Consider the following 19,394-nt stretch of genomic DNA (forward strand, 5'->3'; position numbering starts at 1 on the left):
CGGCCCTCCTATATAATGGATTTGAGAAGATTCATTGGAGGAATGAAGGGTGGAAGAAATACAAGGCAATTTGATTACGGTTCAGACATTAGCAGCGGATTTTCGTCGACTGGGCGTTAAGGCGGGCATGACGATTTTATTGCATTCTTCTTTTAAATCGTTAGGCCAATGGGTAGCCGGGGGCCCGGTCGCTGTTATTTTGGCATTGGAGGAGGTCCTCGGAGAATCTGGCACGCTGGTAATGCCCACTCATTCCAGTGACCTGACTGATCCCGCAGGCTGGAGCAACCCACCGGTGCCGGAGGCGTGGTGGCAGAGTATCCGCGAGCAGATGCCGGCTTATGATCCAGACCTGACCCAGCTTAGAGGAATGGGGGTTATTCCGGACTGCTTCCGTAAACAAAAAGGAGTAAAACGCAGTGACCATCCGATTCATTCGTTTGCCGCTTGGGGCAAGCATAGAGACGAAATTATGTATGGTCATTCGCTTGAAATGGGTCTGGGGGAAGATTCTCCGCTGGCTCGGATTTACGATTTGGGCGGACATGTACTGTTGCTGGGTGTTGGCAATCTTAATAATACTTCTCTGCATCTTGCCGAATGCCGCGCATCTTATGCTGGCAAGAAGGAAACCCTTGGCGGGGCGCCCATTATGGTGGATGGAGTTAGGCAGTGGGTGGAATTTAAGGAGCTGGATTGGGATTCTGACGATTTCGTTCAGCTGGCAGATCAGTTTGGACAAGAGACGGGACTTATTACATATGGACAGGTTGCTTCCGCAACCGCTCAATTGATTCCGCAACGGGAAATCGTAGATTATGCAGTGAACTGGATGGAACAGAACAGGAAGTAAAACCTCATTGGATAGGGGAAACGGAAGGAGAAGCTGGCATGAGTACAACAACGATATTTTTAACCCGGCATGGTCAAACGGAATGGAACGTGCAGCATCGGATGCAGGGACATATGGATTCTGAACTGACGGCTCTTGGTGTGCAACAGGCAGAATGGCTGAGCCGGGGAATGCGCACTGAACAGCTGGATGTCATCTATGCAAGCCCCAGCCCAAGGGCGCTGCGCACAGCTGAAATTATTCGAGGAGAGCGGAGTACTCCGCTTAAGACCTCTGAGGCGTTCAAAGAGATTGGCATGGGGGTATGGGAAGGCCGTGATTCTACTGAGCTGGAGAGCGAGTATTCGGAGCAGCATCGCAATTTCTGGCAAGACCCTGAGCAGTTTAAAGTGGAGGGTAGTGAAACCTTTGCAGAGGTGCAGGCACGGGCGCTGGGCAAGCTTCAGGAAATTCTCATTGCCCATCAGGGTGAGACCATTCTTATCGTCACACATACAGTAGTGATTAAGCTGTTAATGGCCTATTTTGAGGGCAGAGCGTTGCCTAAGCTCTGGGATCTGCCTTACATTTATCCGACCTGCTTATGCAGGGTTGATTTTACGGATGGTGTGCCGGAAATCCTGCTGCATGGGGATACGAGCCATTACGAAGAGAGTGAAGCTGGGATGGAATCATAACACTTCCTACAGATCAGATTGGGTTTATAAAAAAAGGCGGTTCCTCGGGTGCATTACGCACTCGAAGAACCGCCTTTTTGACTTCAGAGCTGGAGATCAGCTTTTGCTAGTTGATAAACTGGAGAGATTTCAATGTCTTCTCCAGCATCGTAACCGCTTCGGCACGAGTTGCCAGCTTCTGTGGAGCAAAGGATCCATCTGTTGCTCCTTGGATAATTCCCTCAGCAGCGATTTCTGCTACTGCTGCTTGGGACCAAGCTGGAATGCTTGCTGCGTCACTGAATTTAGCCAGTGCTGCAGGGTCGGCATTTAAGGTTTTCCCTGTGTACTTAATAGCTTTCGCTAATACCGAGGCCATTTCCTGACGAGTGATTGGGCTACCCGGCTTAAAGCTACCATCGGTATAACCGGAAATCAATCCGGCTTCTGCTGCGGTGCGAATAGCATCAGCATACCAAGCACTTGGGTTTACATCTTTAAATGTGGTCTCACCATTAGCTATCGCAAGTCCCAGAGAACGCGTAATTATTGCCGCGAACTCAGCACGTGTGATCGACTGTGAAGGAGAGAACGTATCGTTGCTTGTTCCGCTGACGATTAGTTTGGTAGCTAAGAGATCAATGGATGATTTAGCCCAGTGTCCGTTAGTATCTGCGAACGTTTTGGAAGACTTAACAACGGTGTAGTAGCTGTTGCTGTTCCGTTTAATCGTAACGTCCGTTGTTCCATCTGCTTTAGGAACAAAGATAGCAGGCACGAAGGAGATCTTACCTGAAGCAGGATCGAAGACCACTGCCGTTGCGTTATTTGAATTTAAGACGGCAGGTACATTGATCGTGCGCTTCACGTAAGTGCTGCCGAAATTGTTCAACTGCACACTCTTAGTTCCGGCTTGTGCTGAAACGCTGAATTCGATTACTGGAGCAGCTAAAGTAGCATTACCTAGCTGTGAGGCTATAGCTTGGTTTGTGCTGCTTTGTGTTCCCGAATTCGCTACTAGAATGGATACCGTAATTGTAAAGTCGCTGGTGCCTAATTGAGCGGCAAGTGCTGCGCTGTTTACAACACGGAGTGGCAAGGAATAAGAAGCACCATCCGTAGTAAAGGTAAGAACTGTGTTAGGTTGTGCTGCTGCTTGTTTTACAAGCACACTGCCTGGAAGCACTACTTGAGCGCCGCCTGTAGTGGCTTTAACCGGAATAACCAGCTCTTGGCTACCCGTTGGCAGTTCAGCAAGTTGTTTGGTTAGATCAGCAGCATCAATTGTTGTTACTTGTGCTGAAGCAATTGGAGCCACAGTTGGAGCAACAGTTGGTGATGGTGTAGCTGTTGGTACTGTTGGAGCCGATGTTGGTACTGATGTTGGTACTGAAGTTGGTACTGAAGTTGGATCTGGTGTTGGTACTGGTGTTGGGTCTGGTGTCGGAGTTGGATTTGTCTCCGGCAGTGGTGCACCTTTTAGATCAACAATCCGGCCTTCAACGGCGGAAGTGTTCGCAGTGACCGTTCCAACCTTCTGCAGATACTTCGTAAATACATCAAAGTCCGGTAGGTACAGCAGATTCACGCGGCCTTCTTTATAGGCCTTTTCAAGTGAAGTATAGAAATCTCCACCCTTAGCTGTGAAAGCATTAGTAGCTACTTCATAAGATGCTTTTAGATCTAGAGGAACGTATTTATCCCCGTTTTTCACTTCAATACGCAATACACGTTCGTTCACAGGTTTCGTAGAGTCGTAATAGAATTTCAACCCTGCAACGTGTGGGAAACGTCCGTCTGCTGCCGGCGTTTTGGAAACCCCGTTCTCCATAGCATCCTTAATTTCTTGTCCAGTCAAAGTGATCGTAACCAGATCGTTGTTGAATGGAAGTACACCGAGTACTTCGCCTTGTGTGATCGGTCCTTCGTTGATGGATTCGCGAATACCGCCGCCGTTTTGCAAGGCGATTACGGCATTAGTGCCCGCTTTTTGAGCTGCATAAAGCATGCCATCGGCAATCAGGTTACCAAGATTAGTTTCCTTTGTGCGCACATTATCACGAACGCCGTTTAGAACAACCTCTGAATTTCCTACTACCTCATTGGTTAGTTCTTGAATCCCCGGCTTATACTCGGTATCCAGGATCTTTTTAGCTTCAGGGTCCTCTGCGATAACGTAGTTAGTACCGTTTTTAGCATCGATGGAGATTAATTGGTCTTTCCAATCGGTCAGTACGCCATCTTTGTTAAATTTAACTTCAAGTTGGCCAAGGAAAAGACCTTTTTCACCAGTTTGTACAATTAGCTTCGGTGCTTTTGGATCGGTGTTATCAACAACGGCTTGATTCAGTTGCGTGTGGCTGTGACCCCCAACGATAATATCAATGCCGTTAACGGCTTTGGCTAGCTTGAGATCTTCTTCATAGCCAAGGTGAGAGAGAACAATGATCTTGTTAACTTTCTCTTTTTCAAGCATAGCGACCGTTGCTTCCGCTTTAGCGAAGGCATTCTCAAAGGTCACTTTACCTGGTGAAGCAATGTTCGCCGTATCTTCTGTCGTCAGACCCATGATACCGACCTGTTGGCCGTCTACTTCTTTGATCAGCGCAGGGTAGATGGTTCCAGCATTACCTGACCGGCCGATTTCATTGGTGAACATTTTGCTAAGAATATCATCCGCTGAGAAGTTCACATTGGAGGAGACAAATGGGAACTTTGCGTTGCCGATGAATTTGGACAGTACATCTGAATCTTTATCAAACTCATGATTACCGAAAGTCATAGCATCATATTTAACCAGATTCATAAAGGCCAGATCTGCTTGACCCAGATACTTATTGAAGTAAAGCGTTCCGGAGAACACATCACCTGCGTCTACAAGAATAGGATTCTCTGTAGTCGCCTTGGCATCTTTGATTGCTGTTACACGGCGCAAGATGTTGTTTGGCGAGCTGACAGTATCTAATCCTGCATGTGTATCATTGGTGTGCAGAATGGTTAGTGGGAAGTCTTCAGCAGTATTAAAATCAATCTGTGCCAAAACCGCATCATGATCGGATACCCGACCGTTCGATGGTGAGAAGTCGGCATTTAGATGAACGACATCTACTTTAGAAGAAGCCGTTAGATTTTTACTGACAAGAATATGATCTAGCACTTGAGAGTTTCCATCATAGGTGTACGTATACTGCTCATTTAAAGGTAATGTATCGATCAAATTGTCTAGTTCTGTACCTTTTAAGAGGGTTGCAGTTTTAGTAAATTGGAAATCATTCAAATCGCCAAGAGCTACGATGTTGGCTTTAGGATTTGCAGTCAGAACCTCTTTGACAAATCCGTTTACGACCGCCGCGATTTTATGGCGTTGTGTTTCACTGGACAATACAGGGGGCTGAACGTTTCCGAAAGGACCGGTATCGCCGCCTTTTGAATTGAAATGGTTAGCGATCACAATTACTGTTTCGCCACCGAATACGAACTGTGCAGCAAGGGGTTTACGTGAACTTGCAAAGGCAGAGTTTGTTGGATCAATTCGTCCTGGATTGTAGGTCAATTGATCTGCCGCTGCGTTATATCCAACGGATTGTGTAGCTGTACCTTTTTGTCCGCTCACACTGTCCGCAAGCTGTACTCTTGCTGGATTGTACAGGAATCCTACGCGAATGTTTCCGCCTGGGGCACCGCCATCCATATTGTTCTCCGGAGCGATATCTGTGTATTTATATACAGGACCGCCAGCGGTTTCAATAGCCTTAATCAATTCGGCTGCACTTGCTTCAGTGATACCATTATTGGCTTCACCATTGCTGTCCTGCATTTCGACAACGCCGATAATGTCAGGTTTTTTCATATTGTTTGTGATGGAGTCGGCTAGTTTCTGGATTTTTGTTGCTCCGACACCCGGGTAGAAGTTTTCAATGTTGTACGATGCGATCAACAACTTACTATCATTGACTTCAAGAGTAGTTGTTTCTTGCTTAAAGGTACTTGGAGTGATGGCTGGAAGCTTACCGTTTTCCGGAATCACTTTGAAGTTACTGTTGTTGTATCCGATGACGCCAGTTACATCTCCCGCGAACTTATCTCCGGTGATGACTTCTTGACCCGGATTTCCGTAAGCAATGATGAGGCGCTGAGGATTGTATTGGTTGTATTCTTTGAGAACTAATCCACCAGCTGGTGTGATGACATCAGGTGTTTCATTTTCTACTCTTGTAGGGATGTTATACAGCATGGAATTTCCGCTACCACTTGTCCAGTAAGGACTGATAATCGTAGGGGTAGGGAGCTTGACGAGCATACCTTCTAACGATTCGTAGAAATCAATTGCATCTTCATTAGGCTCAAAATCAGCCATGCCGTCATTGTCAATTATGGAAGACGGAATGGCTCTCCCGCCTTTACCAAGTACGACAGGCTCTGGCACAGTATAACTTGAAGAGGAGTCTACTTTTATTGAAGTCATAGTAATTTGAGTAGAGGTTAAATTACTTGCGTTACCTTCGTTGTATTCGGAAACAGTTCCACTAACTTGGACTAAATCTCCAATTTGAGGCTTAAGGGATGAATTAGTGCTGTATACAAAAATACCTTCCGAAGTGTTTACATTATCGTCTGGCTGAGGGTCTTGCATAAAGAAACCTCTATAAGCGCCAGTGGCGAAGGTGTACCCATATTGGGTAACGATGCCTTCTACATCGGAAACGTTCTGACCTGCATACTCAGAAGTATGAGATTCTCCTTGAATATCATGTATACGAGGGAGTTCAGATGCTTTATATGCAAAGGTATAAACCTTACTTGTCTTGCCATCTGCTACGACAATTGCATGGATGGTAAGATCTTGATTAACTGTAATCGGATCTGAATAAAGCTTACTTGCTGTTGTTGGTTCAGTTCCGTTGGTCGTGTAGTAAATCTGTGCTCCAAGAGTAGGGCTGGATAGGGTCACAGAACTTCCTTTGATGATGCGACCTGCGCCAGGGCTGGCCATAACGGAAAAAGTTTCTTCCACCAAAGCATTTTCATTAAGTGGAATGAATTGATAAGTCGTACTATATTGCTCGATAACTCCAGTGATATTGTCAAAGGTTTTACCCTTAACTAGTTTAGGCAGGGTTGAAAAAATTGTGAATTGTTGTCCACCTTGGCTAGCAGTCACCGTGCTGCCATTTACATTGTCTATGGTCACATTATTCATAGTTACCAGCTGAGCTTCGTGGCTTTCGCCGTTCGCGGCAGACAAGTCGGTTGCTGTAATCAATTTTGGTGCAGGCACCCCAACATTTTGTGCAGCTACATTGTATTGAAGTCCACTTTGGAATTTGATTTCTTGCAGGTTGCTGTAGATATCCATTGTGCCGCTTACTTCAACACGATCTCCAACGTTTGCGAACTCTGGGAAACCATAAAGTACGATCCCGCCGGATTCATCCTGAATATACATTTTTGCTGCATTAATGTGAGTTACGATACCTTCTGTTAAAATATTCTGACCTTTACTAGCAAGGCGTGCTTTTGCAACAACTGTTTTGGCCAGAATAGTGTAATCAAAAGTCGATATAGGGCTGTCTGGCATATTTGGTTCTGAAGCATACGCTTTAATCGTAGTGTCCTCAGTTAAGGTAATAGGCCCTGTGTAAGGTTGGAAATTAGTTGAACCACCTGATCCATAAACAGCTGCATAGACGGATGCTCCAACCGTTGGAGAATTCAAAGATATTTCTGTACCAGCCGGCCAGGCATTAGGGGCTGGTAAAGCTACTGCGGAACTAGCAGTTTCCGGTAATTCAGGGAACGTACCGTAGGTGCTGTTCCGTGGACTTGGTGCTTGGACAACAAAATCCGTAGAGTTGTTATCCGTATCTAGACCGCGGCTGTCTGCTGGTGCACCAGCCGCAGCTTTACGGATAGCGGCTGTCGTATTGGAGAGAGCAGCGGTCGCACTTCCCTCGACATTTGTAGCTGTTCCGTAGCCAACTAAATCAATTGTTGTACCTGATTTATCAACGAGGTCGACTTTGCCGTTTGTACCACTCATAGCAAGGATTCCCTTGCTAACATCAGGAGTAGGCAAGTCGGTAGTTCCTCCCGTTCCAGCGGCCTCCTCAATAAGGAAGTATCCATTTGCCGGGATGGTTCCATTTAAGTCTGTTCCGCTACTAAAGGTTCCGGCCGCTGAGGTATAGCGAACTTTCCATCCAGTCAAATCTACTGGATGATTTGTAGGATTGTATAATTCAATAAAATCATTTTTAAATTCCGCTCCGCCGTTTCCACCACCACCATAGACCTGCGAGATAACAATATTGCTATTATCCGGTGCTGCCTCGGCGGTCTGGACAGCTGGTAACACACTGCCGGCAACCATTAACATTGCCAGTCCAGTAGCGAACCATTTCCTTACTCTTGAAGAAATAATCATTTGGATAAGTCATTCTCCCCTCGAATCTTTTATTTACAACCTATTAAATCTTAGCATTCAAATGTAAAATGAAAGGTTGTCTTTCATGAATATAAATTAAAGTTTGCATCATTTAAATCTAAAAATTGAAATGTTGTGATTTTAGTATAAAAACAGTGCATAAATACAATATTAATTATAAATTTAGTGTTTTTATGGTTAATAGATCACCGATATTTTAATTTTATGTTATATATATTGTTGAATTTATTATGGATTGCGACAAATTTATTCTAGAGTTTTGTTAATTTTTACATAGGGAAAACAATAGAGATTAGAATTATATAGAATGTATCGGAACAAAAATAATGCCCCTCCAGCTTCTTATCGAGAAGTGGAAGGGCATTATTAATTTTAAATCTACTTGGACAACACATCACTGCTGGTGCGGAAGCTCAAGCCGTTCAATTCCATCCATATATTTACGCAGTGCCTGCGGAATGTAAATGGATCCATCCTCCAGTTGATGATTCTCCAGCAGCGGAATTAGGATCCTTGGTGTAGCCACTGCGGTGTTATTTAAGGTGTGGCAGTATTGCAGCTTACCGTCGGCATCCCGGTAACGAATGCCCGAACGACGAGCTTGGAAATCGAGCAGGTTGGAAGCCGAGTGTGTCTCTCCGTATGCCTCTCTGCTTGGCATCCAAGTCTCGATGTCATACTGCTTATGTGTCTTCAGGGACATATCTCCTGTGCAGACAGACATGATCCGATAGGGAAGTTCCAAGAGCTGTAGAATATGCTCTGCATTCGCAAGAATCTCCTGCAGCATGCCCTCTGATACGCCCTCATCATTCCGACATAAGATAACTTGTTCAATTTTTGAGAATTGATGAACACGGTACAGGCCACGCACGTCTCGTCCCGCCGATCCTACCTCACGGCGGAAGCAGGCCGACATTCCGGCGAGTCGCATTGGCGAATCCAGTTCGACAATCTCATCGCTATACAGCGAGACAAGCGACACCTCCGATGTGCCTACCAGCCAGCGATTGTCTCCGTTTAGCTCATAGGTCTGATCCATCCCGCCGGGGAAGAAGCCCGTACGTTCCAGCGCTTCCGGACGGACAATTACGGGAACATCCATCACCGTGAACCCGCGGGCAGTTAGTACATCAATGGCCAGCCGCTGTACAGCGAGATGTAACAACAACCCTGCACCCTTCAGCACATAGCTGCGTGGGCCGCCTGCTTTGATGCCACGGGGGATATCGATGATATTGTGGAGCTCGCCTAGCTCTACATGATCACGCGGTTTAAAGCCGAATTCCGGCAGCGTTCCGGTTCGTCGCAGTTCTACATTATCTTTATCATCATGGCCAATCGGTGTATCCTGCGATACAGGGTTTGGTGCGAGCAGCATGAGTTCTCCACAGCGCCGGTCTGCCTCAGTTAGTTCTGCCTCATAGAGATTCAGGCGGTTGTTCAGTTCTCTTACTTGTTCTTTAACTGCTTCTCCTGCCACGCTGTCACCCTGTCGTAAAAGTCGTTCAACCTCTTTGGTCAGCCCGTTACGCTGGGCTCTCAACTGTTCCGTATCTTGGCGCAATTCGCGCCGTTTCTCATCCCATTCCAGCAGTTCATCCAGTGGGAAGTCGACTCTTTTCCAAGCCGTAATGTTTCTTACAAGTTCCTGATTGTCTTTGATCCAGTTCATATCCAGCATACCGTTTCGCTCCTTTTTGGTTAAAAAAACGCAAAAAACGCCCTCATCCATGGGACGAGGAGCGTCAGCTCGCGGTGCCACCCAGGTTGATCGAATCTCCTTAACTGCAGGAACAATCCGACCCTCTTTGGTCTTCGCGGTAACGGGCGAAACCCGGTGAACTTAGGGAGTTGTTGTAGACTCCGGTCGCAGACGCCTCACGGTTGGATGCCGATCATTGGCCTGATTGTTGGATTTAATATTGTTGCTTAGTATAACGTAAGAGTGGGAGGAGCGCAAGTGGTTATGGTTTGACAAAAATATCAATTCTACGTTAGGATTAGTATTAATTTAAAGTAATTTTGTCGGGATAATAAATAAAGCAGTGAGAGCTGCTTAAGTGGGATGGAAGAGGTGGAGAAGTGGCTAAAATTGTTGTGATTAACGGAACGCCTTCCCTGGTATCGCGTATCAATGCAGCTATAGAATATGCGGAGGCCAGCTTAACCAATCAGGGCTTCGAGGTTGAGCGTATTAACGTAGCAGAGCTACCAGCGGAGGATTTGATTCACACTAAGTTTGAAAGTGAGTCTATCGTCAAAGCCAATGGCCTTGTAGCGGAAGCTGATGCGGTAATTGTGGTTAGCCCGGTTTATAAAGCTTCTTATACAGGCGTGTTGAAGACCTTTTTAGATCTGGTTCCACAAAAGGGATTGGCCGGAAAAGTTGTACTCCCGCTGTTCATGGGCGGCAGTCTTGCACATCTGCTCACAATTGATTACGCATTGAAACCTGTGTTGTCTGTACTGGGCGCGCGTTACATTCTTGGCGGCGTCTATGCCGTGGATTCTCAAGTGGTTCGTAATGATCACGGAGTGGTAGAGCTTGCTGAGGAGCTGAAGCTGCGCCTGAACGATGCATTAGATGAGCTTGCAGAAGAAACTACACATCGTGTGGAACGCAAGGCATAAGACTAAGTAGTAAGCCTTCTGTGCTTAGTGCTAATAACAAACGTATAAGCGTCTCTTTCATCCCTGATACCAGGGGAGAGGGGCGCTTTTTGCATTATATAAGCTATAGCAAAAAGGCCATCTCACTAAGAAAGTAGAGAATGGCCTCTTTTTTATATAGGGATCGTTATATATCCGGTCTTACAAATCGTCGAATCCGTTATCGTCGCCAACCTTACCATAGTTGCGGGACTTAGCTTCGAAGAAGTCAGTTTTGGTAGCATTAAGCGCATCATCGGAGAAGGGTTTGATCCAAGGCATACAGTTAACGTCAACACCTTGATAAGCTTTTTCCATACCCATCAAAGTCAGACGTTTGTTCGCTGTATATTTGATGTAGTCGCTAAGCTCGTTAAGATCAATACCACGCACGTTAGTAAGTGTGTAATAAGCCCAGTTGGTTTCGAGCTCTACCGCGCGGTCGATGGTACGGTATACGTAATCCATGTTTTCTTTGGTGTTCAGCTCAGGGAAGTCTACAAGCAGCTGCTTAAATACTTCTGCGAAGAAGTAGCAGTGCTGATTCTCGTCACGTTGAATATAAGAGATCATTTGGCTAGTTGCCATCATCTTCTGGTCACGGGCCAGATTGTAGAAGAAGGCGAAAGTACTGTAGAAGAAAATCCCTTCCAAGATGAGATCTGCTACCAGCGCATGGAAAAAGGTCTGTCTCGTAGGGTTATCACGGAACTCTTGATAAATATCAGAGATAAACTGATTACGTTCCAGCAGGACAGGATCTTTTTTCCAATATTCAAAAATTTCCTTCTGCTCACTCTCCGACACGATAGAGGAAAGAACATAGGAATAGGATTGGTTATGCACCACTTCTTGCTGCCCGATAATAGCGGAGATAGCTTCCAAAGAGGAATCGGTGAAATAACGCTTCACGTCGCTCACGAACATCGTCTGCATCGAATCCAGCACAGCGAGTAGGGAGATATTAATCTTAAATACGCGTTGTTCCTCGGCATCCAGCATCGGGAATTGTTGCGCATCCTTGGACATTGGAATTTCATCCGCGATCCAGTGATTAAGCAGCAGTACCTTATACAGCTTGTACATATGAGGCATGCGAATATCATTCCAGTTCAGAATACCTGAGCATTCACCGTCGATAATGCGTGTGGATTGGTTAGGTGCTTCAGTATTAAAAATCTTTTGTAATTGCATTTCTTATCCCTCCATTTTTTGCGCGGGTAATCTTTCTTGGTGTCTTGTTCATAGAAAGATGGTGATGGAGTAACGGAGAGGAAGTTTGGAGCTGTAGGAGCGTCAGCGTTCGCCCGAAAGCTTTCCGTAGGAAAGCTCGCATCGAAAGCATATGCTGTCATCGGATGTCATCCGCTAATAGCGGTAAAGATCTAGACCTCTGATGACAACAGCGGCCGGAAGCCCAAACATTCCTCGCAGTTACGAAATTCATCATCGTTTTTCTATTCAGGGCACTAAGATAATTAGCTAGCGCAAGATTCACACTCTTCTATAGTCAAAGCACGGCTACGCACATAATAAGTTGATTTCAAGCCGCCCTTCCAGGCATTCAGATGCAGTTCCAGGAACTCGGTAGCCTTGATGTCAGGACGGACATACAGGTTGAAGCTTTGGCCTTGATCGACGTGACGCTGGCGAGCAGAAGCCATGCGGATCGACCAGTTTTGGTCAATCGTAAATGCTGTCTTATAGTACCAGATCGTTTTGTCGGACAGATCCGGTGCTGGGTTAGCAATCTTATAAGTTGTTTTTTCTTCATAGGAAAGCAGTTCATACAGCGGATCAATGCTGGCGGTGGAGCCGGCAATAATCGATGTAGATCCATTCGGCGCAATGGCGAACATCCAAGCGTTACGTACGCCGTCCTTAGCTACTTCTTCTTGCAGCTCGCGCCATTGCTCAGTCGTTACATATTTACCTTCTTGCTCACCGCTAACATAACCGCGGGAAGTGAAGTATGCGCCAGTCTCCCAATCGGATCCAGCAAATTTCGGATAACGGCCTTTTTCACGGGCAAGCTCCATGCTCGAACGAACCAACAGGTAGTTGATATGTTCATATAAATGATTGTTATATTCTACGGCTTCATCGGATTCCCAACGAATGCCCTTGAGTGCCAATAGGTGATGCAGGCCGAATGTGCCGAGACCTACTGCGCGGTACTGGCTGTTCGTGTATTGTGCCTGCAGAACTTCAATATTATTAATGTCGATTACGTTATCAAGCATACGAACTTGGATCGGAACAAGTCTTTCTAATACGCCAGCTGGAATCGCCCGTGCTAAGTGAATCGAATTCAGATTGCAGACTACGAAGTCGCCAGGGATTTTGGAAATAACGATCCGGGTCTGGCCATCTTTAGTTACTAATTCTTCTTGCTCAATAACTGTTGCAGACTGATTCTGCATAATTTCTGTACACAGGTTGGAGGAGAAAACCATACCTTGATGACGGTTTGGGTTAGTCCGGTTCACGGTATCGCGGTAGAACATGTACGGTGTACCTGTTTCTAGCTGTGATTTCATAATCCGTTTCATGATGTCGATCGCAGGAACAGTGATCCGGGATAATTCCAGGTTCGCTGTAGCTTCAGCATATTTTTCACGGAAAGTACCTTTGCCAAGCTCTTCATCGTAGAAATCTTCCAATCCTAGTGGACGGCCATTTTTATCTGTCCAGCCCATGACCTTTTTCACCTCATGAGGGCAGAAGAGGTTCCAATGGCTGCGCGATTCTACAGCTTCCATGAACAGGTCAGGCAGGGAGACGCCATGGAACACGTCATGTGCACGCATGCGCTCGTCACCGTTGTTCAGCTTAAGATCGAGGAAAGCGAGAATATCTTTATGGAATACATCAAGATAAACAGCTACAGCACCTTTACGTGTGCCCAACTGGTCTACACTGACTGCTGTATTGTTCAACTGGCGAATCCAAGGGATTACACCGGAGCTTGTGTTCTTGTGGCCACGGATATCCGAACCACGTGCCCGTACTTTTCCGAGGTAAACGCCGATGCCGCCGCCCATTTTGCTAAGACGTGCTACGTCTGTATTGGAGTCAAAGATACCCTCTAGGGAATCGTCTACAGTATCAATAAAACAGCTGGATAGTTGTCCAGCGACCTTTTTGCCGGCATTGGACATTGTAGGTGTAGCAGCAGTCATATAGATGTTGCTCATAGCCCAATAAGCTTCTTTTACAAGCTCAAGACGTTTTTCAGCTGGCTCACGGTGCATCAGGTACATAGCAATAATCATATAACGTTCTTGTGGAAGCTCCATTACACGGCCGTCAAAATCATGCGCCAAATAACGGTCGGATAGCGTAAGCAGACCGATATAGTCAAACAAAAGGTCGCGTGTATAATCGATACACCCGCCTAGTTCGATAATTTGTTCTTTGGTGTAATGACTTAGAAGTTCTTCGCGATAGATTCCTTTTTTCACGAGATCCGTAATTAGTGGATACAATTCACCGTAAGGCTCTTCTGGATAAGCTTTGTAGCGGCGATGAACGGCAGCTTTTTTATAAAGGGTAGTCAGAAGGGCGCGGGCAGCTGCGAACTTCCAGTTAGGCTCTTCTTTTGTTACAAGCTCTAGAGCGCTCATGGTGAAGGCGTTGCTGATTTCTTCTCCGCTTACCGAGTCACGACGCAGTTTGGAATTCACTCCACGCAGCAAAGTTTCTTTATTTAGTTGATCGAGACCTTCCAGAATACGGTCAGCGTAGACGGAGAGACGGTTCTCATCAAAAGCCAGTTGGCGATTATCCGGTTTTACTACGAATTGCGGCATGGTTAGTTTATCCCTTCTTATTTCAAATTAATTTTCAATATCAAAAATTGATATATTATAGCGCAGCAGGCTGCCACAGAAAGACCTCCGAGCCGTTCATGCTGGCCGGAATGTCGATAATGCGTTGGTTGGAGCTTCCCCGGTAGAGAAGCGTAGTATCTTTCAGTTCTTCTACAAATCTTCCATCTATTAACACCTGACACTGTTTAAGTAGATTCCACTCCGGCGTACCGGGAAGGGCTGTAAGTTCTTCGTACGTATAACCACTGTAAATCCAGATTGAGAACCCTGGCAGTACAGTGCGAAGCTCATGAATGAACCCCAGCAACTCTTCTGCTGAGAAAAAAGGATCGCCGCCTGCCAGTGTCAGACCATCCAGCAAAGGGTTAGCGGCGATTTCTGCAATGATTTCATGTTGTCGTTCTAAGGTGAAGACTTCTCCATATTTAAAGTTCCATGTCTCGGGATTAAAACATCCCGGGCAACGATGGCGGCAGCCGCTGAGAAAGAGGACGGCCCGCATGCCCTCTCCCTCGTTAATCGACTCCGGATAGTAACCGCAAATATTCATAGATGCTTAACGCGATCCCGAACTTCAGCTTGTTTGGCGGCATTAAAGCGGGTCTGATAGTCGCCGGTTAAATAACCTGTAACTCTGCGCAAACGGCGGATGTGCACATCATTCTCATTTGCGTTGCAGGAAGGACAGTTTGTCCCAATTACGCCTTCGTATCCACAGCTGGAGCAGCGGTCAATCGGATGGTTAATGCTGAAATAACTGACCTGTTGTTCGAGCGCATATTTAATGATTTTGATAAAAGCCGATGGGTTGTTGCGGGCATTGCCGTTTAATTCGACATAAGAAATAGCCCCGGCATTGCAGTATTCATGGAAAGGAGCTTCCAAGCTGATCTTCTGAGCAGCACCCAGATCGAAGTATACAGGGATGTGAAAAGAGTTCGTATAATATTCACGGTCGGTTACGCCCGGAATGGAACCCAGTACCTTGCGGTCAACTTTGGTGAATTTACCGGACAAACCTTCTGCTGGAGTAGCGAACAGGGTGATGTTAAGATCCAGTTCCTCACTTTTCCGATCGCAATAGTCCCGCATATGACGCACGATAGCCAGCGCCTTGGCATGAACTTCCATATCCTCGCCATGGTGTTTGCCGTACATAGCTTTCATACATTCCGCCATACCGATGAAGCCAAGAGACAGACTGCCATGCTTCAGCAGATCGCCTACAGTGTCATCGGGTGCAAGATGTTCGCCGCCTTCCCAAACGCCTTCTCGCATCATGAAATCGGAAGCTTTAGCTTTTTGTGCGGTTTGGATGTGGAAGCGATGGAGAAGTCCTTCCAGCGCAATATCCATATAATGATTTAGATCTTCATAGAAGCCAGCTTCGTCTGCGACGGTACGTCTGCCTGTTACTGTGCCGTGTGCCAGACCTAGCCGAACCAGATTTAGTGTATTAAAGGAAAGGTTGCCCTTCCCAGAGCAATGATTACGCCCAAAACGGTCACCGAGCACTCGGGTTCGGCAGCCCATTGTAGCGAACTCCGTATCAGGATCACTTGAATCATAATACTGCAAGTTGAGCGGAGCGTCCAGATTAGCGAAGTTTGGATATAGTCTGCGCGCAGAACATTCAGCTGCTTTTAGGAACAGTTCATAGTTAGGATCGCCTTGCTGTTGATTGATTCCTTGCTTGCATTTGAAGATTTGAATCGGGAACACTGGTGTTTCTCCGCTGCCAAGTCCGTTCATAGTTGCGGTTAGCAGAGAACTGATCACAAGCTGACCTTCTGGTGAAGTACAAGTACCGTAGTTGATGCTGGTAAACGGTATTTGTCCACCGGATCGGCTGGACATGGTATTCAGATTATGTACCATACTTTCAGCCGCTTGCAGGGTTTCGATTTCGGTTTCCTTTAGTGCAAAACGGAACGCTCTTGGATATGACTCCGCCAGATCGGTCCGGCTCATCGTAATCTCGCCCAAAGATTCGTCAGCTTGTCCTTCTTCAAAATAATCCAGACCCTTGCGGAACAGCTTGGCGAAGGATTTGGTTACATAAGGTGCCAGATCGTAATCGAGTTTATTGGCGGATACACCACCATATTGAGCATTTTGCTGGGATTGGAAAATAATCGCTACCAGAGACATAGCTGTCATTATTGAGTTCGGAGGACGAACGCTGCCGTTGCCGGTATTGAAACCTTCACGGAGAAGTTTATCAAACGGGATAAAAATACAGTTCGTCGTTCCAATCGCGTATTGATCCAGATCATGCACATAGACGACATTGTCATCAATAGCCTGCACTAGCTGTGGCGGCATCGTAAAATTGCGGGCGTACCATTTTGAATATTCACTGCCGAACTTGCTCATTTTACCGGAGAAACTCTCTCCATTCAAATTGGCATTCTCGCGCAATAGGTCCATATCCCGACTGTCGATAATATCCCGGCCTAAATCAATGAGCTCTTCTAAAAGAACTTCCCGTGCATTTTCTACTCCATTAAATTGTCTCTCCAACAACGTCATTGTACAGCTCTCCTCTCAGTATAAAAGAAAAACATCTATCATCAAATCCATATATCCATAAGAAGTTGGACTGCTATAAGCAGTCGTATATTTGTTCAGATTACATAAAAAAAGCATCCCCTACCCGAGGATGGCAGAAAATGCCCGATGCGTTATGTAAATATCCACACGGATATTTGCAGAGGTCTCTACGTAGATGACCGCATGCGGACACCATCCCTGTTCCTCGCAGGCATCAATAGTTGGTGTCGTCGAAACAGGTAGGTCTCCTGGCTTCCGTGGGATCTCTCGGCGCCTTCCCAAGGGTGTTCCTAACCCTCAGTGGCATTTGCCGGGAGATGTGGATTCTCAAGCTTCCCAGAAGCTTAAGAAGGCCATCCGGTTACAGTGGCGGGACCGCAGCGGATTCTCACCGCGCTTCCCTATTAAGCTCTAAATCCGGTTAAGGATCAAAGCGCCTGTCTCCACTATATTTTGTTGTCGTTAGATAAAAATAACCCAAGATGTTGTGTTTGTAAACAGTTTTTTAGAAAACCCGCGCGGGGAGCGGGTTCTTCAAAAGTACTCCACAAATGATCCACAGGCTGTCCATAAGTAATCCACAATTGATCCACAGGGAGATGCGAAATGATTCATAAATTGTCCGAAAAGATGCCACAAAGAGTCCATAAATATAGTGCAGATGACCCTAGAATTTGCTCATGAGAAAATACTCTTAGCCCAAAGTCATATTTTGGAGTAATCAGAAGAAATAGAAGAGATAAGGGAGGATAATCTTGCTTAGTTTGTGACAGAGCGGTGGAATTGTTACAATGGAAGGAGACAGCTACTATAAAATTTCGAGGAGGTATTCTCATGCCTATCGCTGAAGTTACAGTTATTCCAATTGGAACAGGCAGTACCAGTCTTAGCAGCTATGTTGCGGATATGCAGCGGGTGCTGAAGACAGTAGAAGGGATTACTTATGAACTTACGTCTATGGGTACGATCATCGAAGGGCCTCTGCAACGCATTTTTGCCGCGGTAGAAGCTTTGCATGAGTCTCCTTTTGCCGCAGGTGCAGAACGTGTCTCTACTTCACTTAAAATAGACGACCGCCGCGATAAACCCTCTACTAGCCGTGGAAAGTTAGAGTCTGTGGAGCGTAAGCTACAGGTGGATTAGCAGTTTAGGAGGGCGGAAAACAGGGAGAAATAGGCTTGCGTTTCTGGCTGAAAGTTGTATAATATTTTTTGTTTGACAGAAAAACAGCGTTAAGCTGGTGTAGCTCAGGGGTAGAGCAACGCACTCGTAATGCGTAGGCCGGGGGTTCAATTCCCTTCACCAGCATATCTAAGAATGGCGCAATGGCGCGGTTTTCCGGGATTCCGGGACCGTGCCATTTTTCGTTAAATCCCCCTGACTTCTTCCATTCTTCTACCCTTTATCCGAGTAAAGTGGGTGTCTCGTCAATTTTCTCCACTTCTTTTCGGGTTCCTAGAATAGAATCTCCGATACATCGGGGCACTGCTTCCTGCAAGTTGGGGAGAACATGTGAATAAGTATCCAGGGTGATATTTATTGATGAATGGCCTAATCTTTCCTGAAGTCGAATATGATGGACAGCCCCTGCCGTTCCCTGTTCTTCTGGAGAAACGTATCAAGGAAGATAAGACATGGCGCGAAATCGCTAATGAAAACGGTATGACTAGTGGTCACTGTCGAGCAGATGGAAGGCGTGTCGCAAGCTGACAGCAATCAGAATGAAGGATGTGGCGGAGGTGCAGCATAAGCTGCTTTTCTCTTGCGGGGGCAGATCGGTTAGATGGTAATTACTATAAAAATAAAAAAGACACCACAAGGTGTCTTAGTACAGATACTTTTCGCTCGAATTTCACGAGCTCGTCAGTGAACTGAGTTCATAAGCAAGACTGGCTACGGCTAACAGATGAAGAGATAAAGTAATATCAATGTTAAAATGTGCGGTAATATTAATTTTCATAGATAACCACGCTCCTAAAGTATAAATACACATAAAGAAAACTTTATAAAGCGCTTGGCCTGCCATCATCAGTGCCAGGTAGCCATCCTGTACAGACGCCTTAGCGTTTCGACAATAACATTATACTTAATATTTTGTGTTTTGCCAAAAAAAGCCCCCCTATTCTTGGTTGGGGTGGCGGTTCTGTGTGGTTTCTCAGCGTTTTGGAATCATGATGGTCATTGAGGCTACGCGCACGCAGCCGCAGAATGATCAAATGGAAGTTACGTTTCGGTATTCATATCTGCTGCATGCTCTGAAATTGATTATCCAAAATAACGGGCAGCAAGTTCAGAAGGTTAACGGATTTTTTATTGATACAGGTTGAATTTAATGTTTGATACTGTTGTTATGCTAACAGGAAAGGATAGTTTAATAAAGGAGTTACTTAAGACTGGAATAA

General features: G+C 45.9%; 12 protein-coding genes, 1 tRNA gene and 1 riboswitch. Of the genes, 7 read left to right on the forward strand and 6 right to left on the reverse strand.

Features of this window, described 5'->3' with window-relative positions; all coding sequences use genetic code 11:
• Nucleotides 1-49: 49 nt before the first annotated feature.
• Together MHH50_RS02370 and MHH50_RS02375 are read left to right on the forward strand one after the other, a co-directional pair.
• Nucleotides 50-853 carry an AAC(3) family N-acetyltransferase gene (locus MHH50_RS02370; protein WP_036682594.1) on the forward strand — a complete coding sequence of 268 codons (804 nt, stop codon included), beginning with the start codon at nucleotides 50-52 and terminating at the stop codon, nucleotides 851-853.
• A 38-nt stretch (nucleotides 854-891) separates the two neighbouring features.
• Nucleotides 892-1,530 (forward strand): histidine phosphatase family protein, encoded by a 639-nt coding sequence (locus MHH50_RS02375; protein WP_076124544.1) that lies wholly within the window; start codon nucleotides 892-894, stop codon nucleotides 1,528-1,530.
• 106 nt (nucleotides 1,531-1,636) lie between these two features.
• Here the strand turns inward: MHH50_RS02375 and MHH50_RS02380 are convergent, their stop codons facing one another.
• Both MHH50_RS02380 and serS read right to left on the reverse strand, forming a co-directional pair.
• Nucleotides 1,637-7,933, reverse strand: coding sequence for a 5'-nucleotidase C-terminal domain-containing protein (locus tag MHH50_RS02380; protein WP_340033900.1), 6,297 nt, complete (start codon nucleotides 7,931-7,933; stop codon nucleotides 1,637-1,639).
• A gap of 415 nt (nucleotides 7,934-8,348) precedes the next feature.
• A complete protein-coding gene (gene serS / locus MHH50_RS02385; protein WP_340033901.1) occupies nucleotides 8,349-9,638 on the reverse strand; it encodes a serine--tRNA ligase in 1,290 nt (429 codons plus the stop codon).
• Between the two features lie 401 nt (nucleotides 9,639-10,039).
• Here serS and ssuE point away from each other — a divergent pair, with 401 nt between their 5' ends.
• Nucleotides 10,040-10,588: an NADPH-dependent FMN reductase gene (ssuE, locus tag MHH50_RS02390; protein ID WP_036682586.1), complete on the forward strand. Its 549-nt coding sequence runs from the start codon at nucleotides 10,040-10,042 to the stop codon at nucleotides 10,586-10,588.
• A gap of 180 nt (nucleotides 10,589-10,768) precedes the next feature.
• Here ssuE and MHH50_RS02395 read toward each other — a convergent pair whose 3' ends face one another.
• The 4 genes from MHH50_RS02395 to MHH50_RS02410 all read right to left on the reverse strand — a co-directional run bounded on the left by MHH50_RS02395 (nucleotide 10,769) and on the right by MHH50_RS02410 (nucleotide 16,971).
• Nucleotides 10,769-11,800: a ribonucleotide-diphosphate reductase subunit beta gene (locus MHH50_RS02395; RefSeq protein ID WP_036682584.1), complete on the reverse strand. Its 1,032-nt coding sequence runs from the start codon at nucleotides 11,798-11,800 to the stop codon at nucleotides 10,769-10,771.
• A gap of 284 nt (nucleotides 11,801-12,084) precedes the next feature.
• Entirely contained in the window at nucleotides 12,085-14,418 is a 2,334-nt protein-coding gene (locus tag MHH50_RS02400) for a ribonucleoside-diphosphate reductase subunit alpha (protein ID WP_076142084.1), read from the reverse strand.
• A 55-nt stretch (nucleotides 14,419-14,473) separates the two neighbouring features.
• A complete protein-coding gene (gene nrdG, locus MHH50_RS02405; protein ID WP_076124537.1) occupies nucleotides 14,474-14,989 on the reverse strand; it encodes an anaerobic ribonucleoside-triphosphate reductase activating protein in 516 nt (171 codons plus the stop codon).
• The gene (locus tag MHH50_RS02410) at nucleotides 14,986-16,971 is read right to left on the reverse strand and encodes an anaerobic ribonucleoside triphosphate reductase (protein WP_076124534.1); all 1,986 of its coding nucleotides are present in this window, start codon (nucleotides 16,969-16,971) and stop codon (nucleotides 14,986-14,988) included. Before MHH50_RS02410 ends, nrdG begins: the two co-directional genes overlap by 4 nt.
• A 241-nt stretch (nucleotides 16,972-17,212) precedes the next feature.
• Nucleotides 17,213-17,448, reverse strand: a riboswitch (cobalamin riboswitch).
• A 378-nt stretch (nucleotides 17,449-17,826) separates the two neighbouring features.
• Here MHH50_RS02410 and MHH50_RS02415 point away from each other — a divergent pair.
• The 4 genes from MHH50_RS02415 to MHH50_RS02430 all read left to right on the forward strand — a co-directional run bounded on the left by MHH50_RS02415 (nucleotide 17,827) and on the right by MHH50_RS02430 (nucleotide 19,319).
• Nucleotides 17,827-18,135, forward strand: a complete 309-nt coding sequence (locus MHH50_RS02415) for an MTH1187 family thiamine-binding protein (protein WP_036682575.1) — start codon at nucleotides 17,827-17,829, stop codon at nucleotides 18,133-18,135.
• A 93-nt stretch (nucleotides 18,136-18,228) separates the two neighbouring features.
• Nucleotides 18,229-18,300: transfer RNA gene (locus MHH50_RS02420), tRNA-Thr, on the forward strand.
• Nucleotides 18,301-18,534: 234 nt separating this feature from the next.
• On the forward strand, nucleotides 18,535-18,702 hold the full coding sequence (locus tag MHH50_RS02425) for a hypothetical protein (RefSeq protein WP_179087594.1): 168 nt from the start codon (nucleotides 18,535-18,537) through the stop codon (nucleotides 18,700-18,702).
• Nucleotides 18,703-19,163: 461 nt separating this feature from the next.
• A complete protein-coding gene (locus tag MHH50_RS02430; protein ID WP_179089420.1) occupies nucleotides 19,164-19,319 on the forward strand; it encodes a hypothetical protein in 156 nt (51 codons plus the stop codon).
• Nucleotides 19,320-19,394 lie beyond the last annotated feature (75 nt).

Source organism: Paenibacillus sp. FSL H3-0302 (genome assembly GCF_037982245.1).
In the GTDB taxonomy this organism is placed as follows: Bacteria; Bacillota; Bacilli; order Paenibacillales; family Paenibacillaceae; genus Paenibacillus_AQ; species Paenibacillus_AQ odorifer.

What these genes read in the sequence shown, in the direction of transcription:
- MHH50_RS02410 (WP_076124534.1), bottom strand. Translation starts at nt 16,971, where the DNA reads ATGACGTTGTTGGAGAGACAATTTAATGGAGTAGAAAATGCACGGGAA.
- nrdG (WP_076124537.1), bottom strand. Translation starts at nt 14,989, where the DNA reads ATGAATATTTGCGGTTACTATCCGGAGTCGATTAACGAGGGAGAGGGC.
- MHH50_RS02430 (WP_179089420.1), top strand. Translation starts at nt 19,164, where the DNA reads ATGATGGTCATTGAGGCTACGCGCACGCAGCCGCAGAATGATCAAATG.
- MHH50_RS02395 (WP_036682584.1), bottom strand. Translation starts at nt 11,800, where the DNA reads ATGCAATTACAAAAGATTTTTAATACTGAAGCACCTAACCAATCCACA.
- MHH50_RS02400 (WP_076142084.1), bottom strand. Translation starts at nt 14,418, where the DNA reads ATGCCGCAATTCGTAGTAAAACCGGATAATCGCCAACTGGCTTTTGAT.
- MHH50_RS02415 (WP_036682575.1), top strand. Translation starts at nt 17,827, where the DNA reads ATGCCTATCGCTGAAGTTACAGTTATTCCAATTGGAACAGGCAGTACC.
- MHH50_RS02425 (WP_179087594.1), top strand. Translation starts at nt 18,535, where the DNA reads ATGAATGGCCTAATCTTTCCTGAAGTCGAATATGATGGACAGCCCCTG.
- serS (WP_340033901.1), bottom strand. Translation starts at nt 9,638, where the DNA reads ATGCTGGATATGAACTGGATCAAAGACAATCAGGAACTTGTAAGAAAC.
- MHH50_RS02375 (WP_076124544.1), top strand. Translation starts at nt 892, where the DNA reads ATGAGTACAACAACGATATTTTTAACCCGGCATGGTCAAACGGAATGG.
- MHH50_RS02380 (WP_340033900.1), bottom strand. Translation starts at nt 7,933, where the DNA reads ATGATTATTTCTTCAAGAGTAAGGAAATGGTTCGCTACTGGACTGGCA.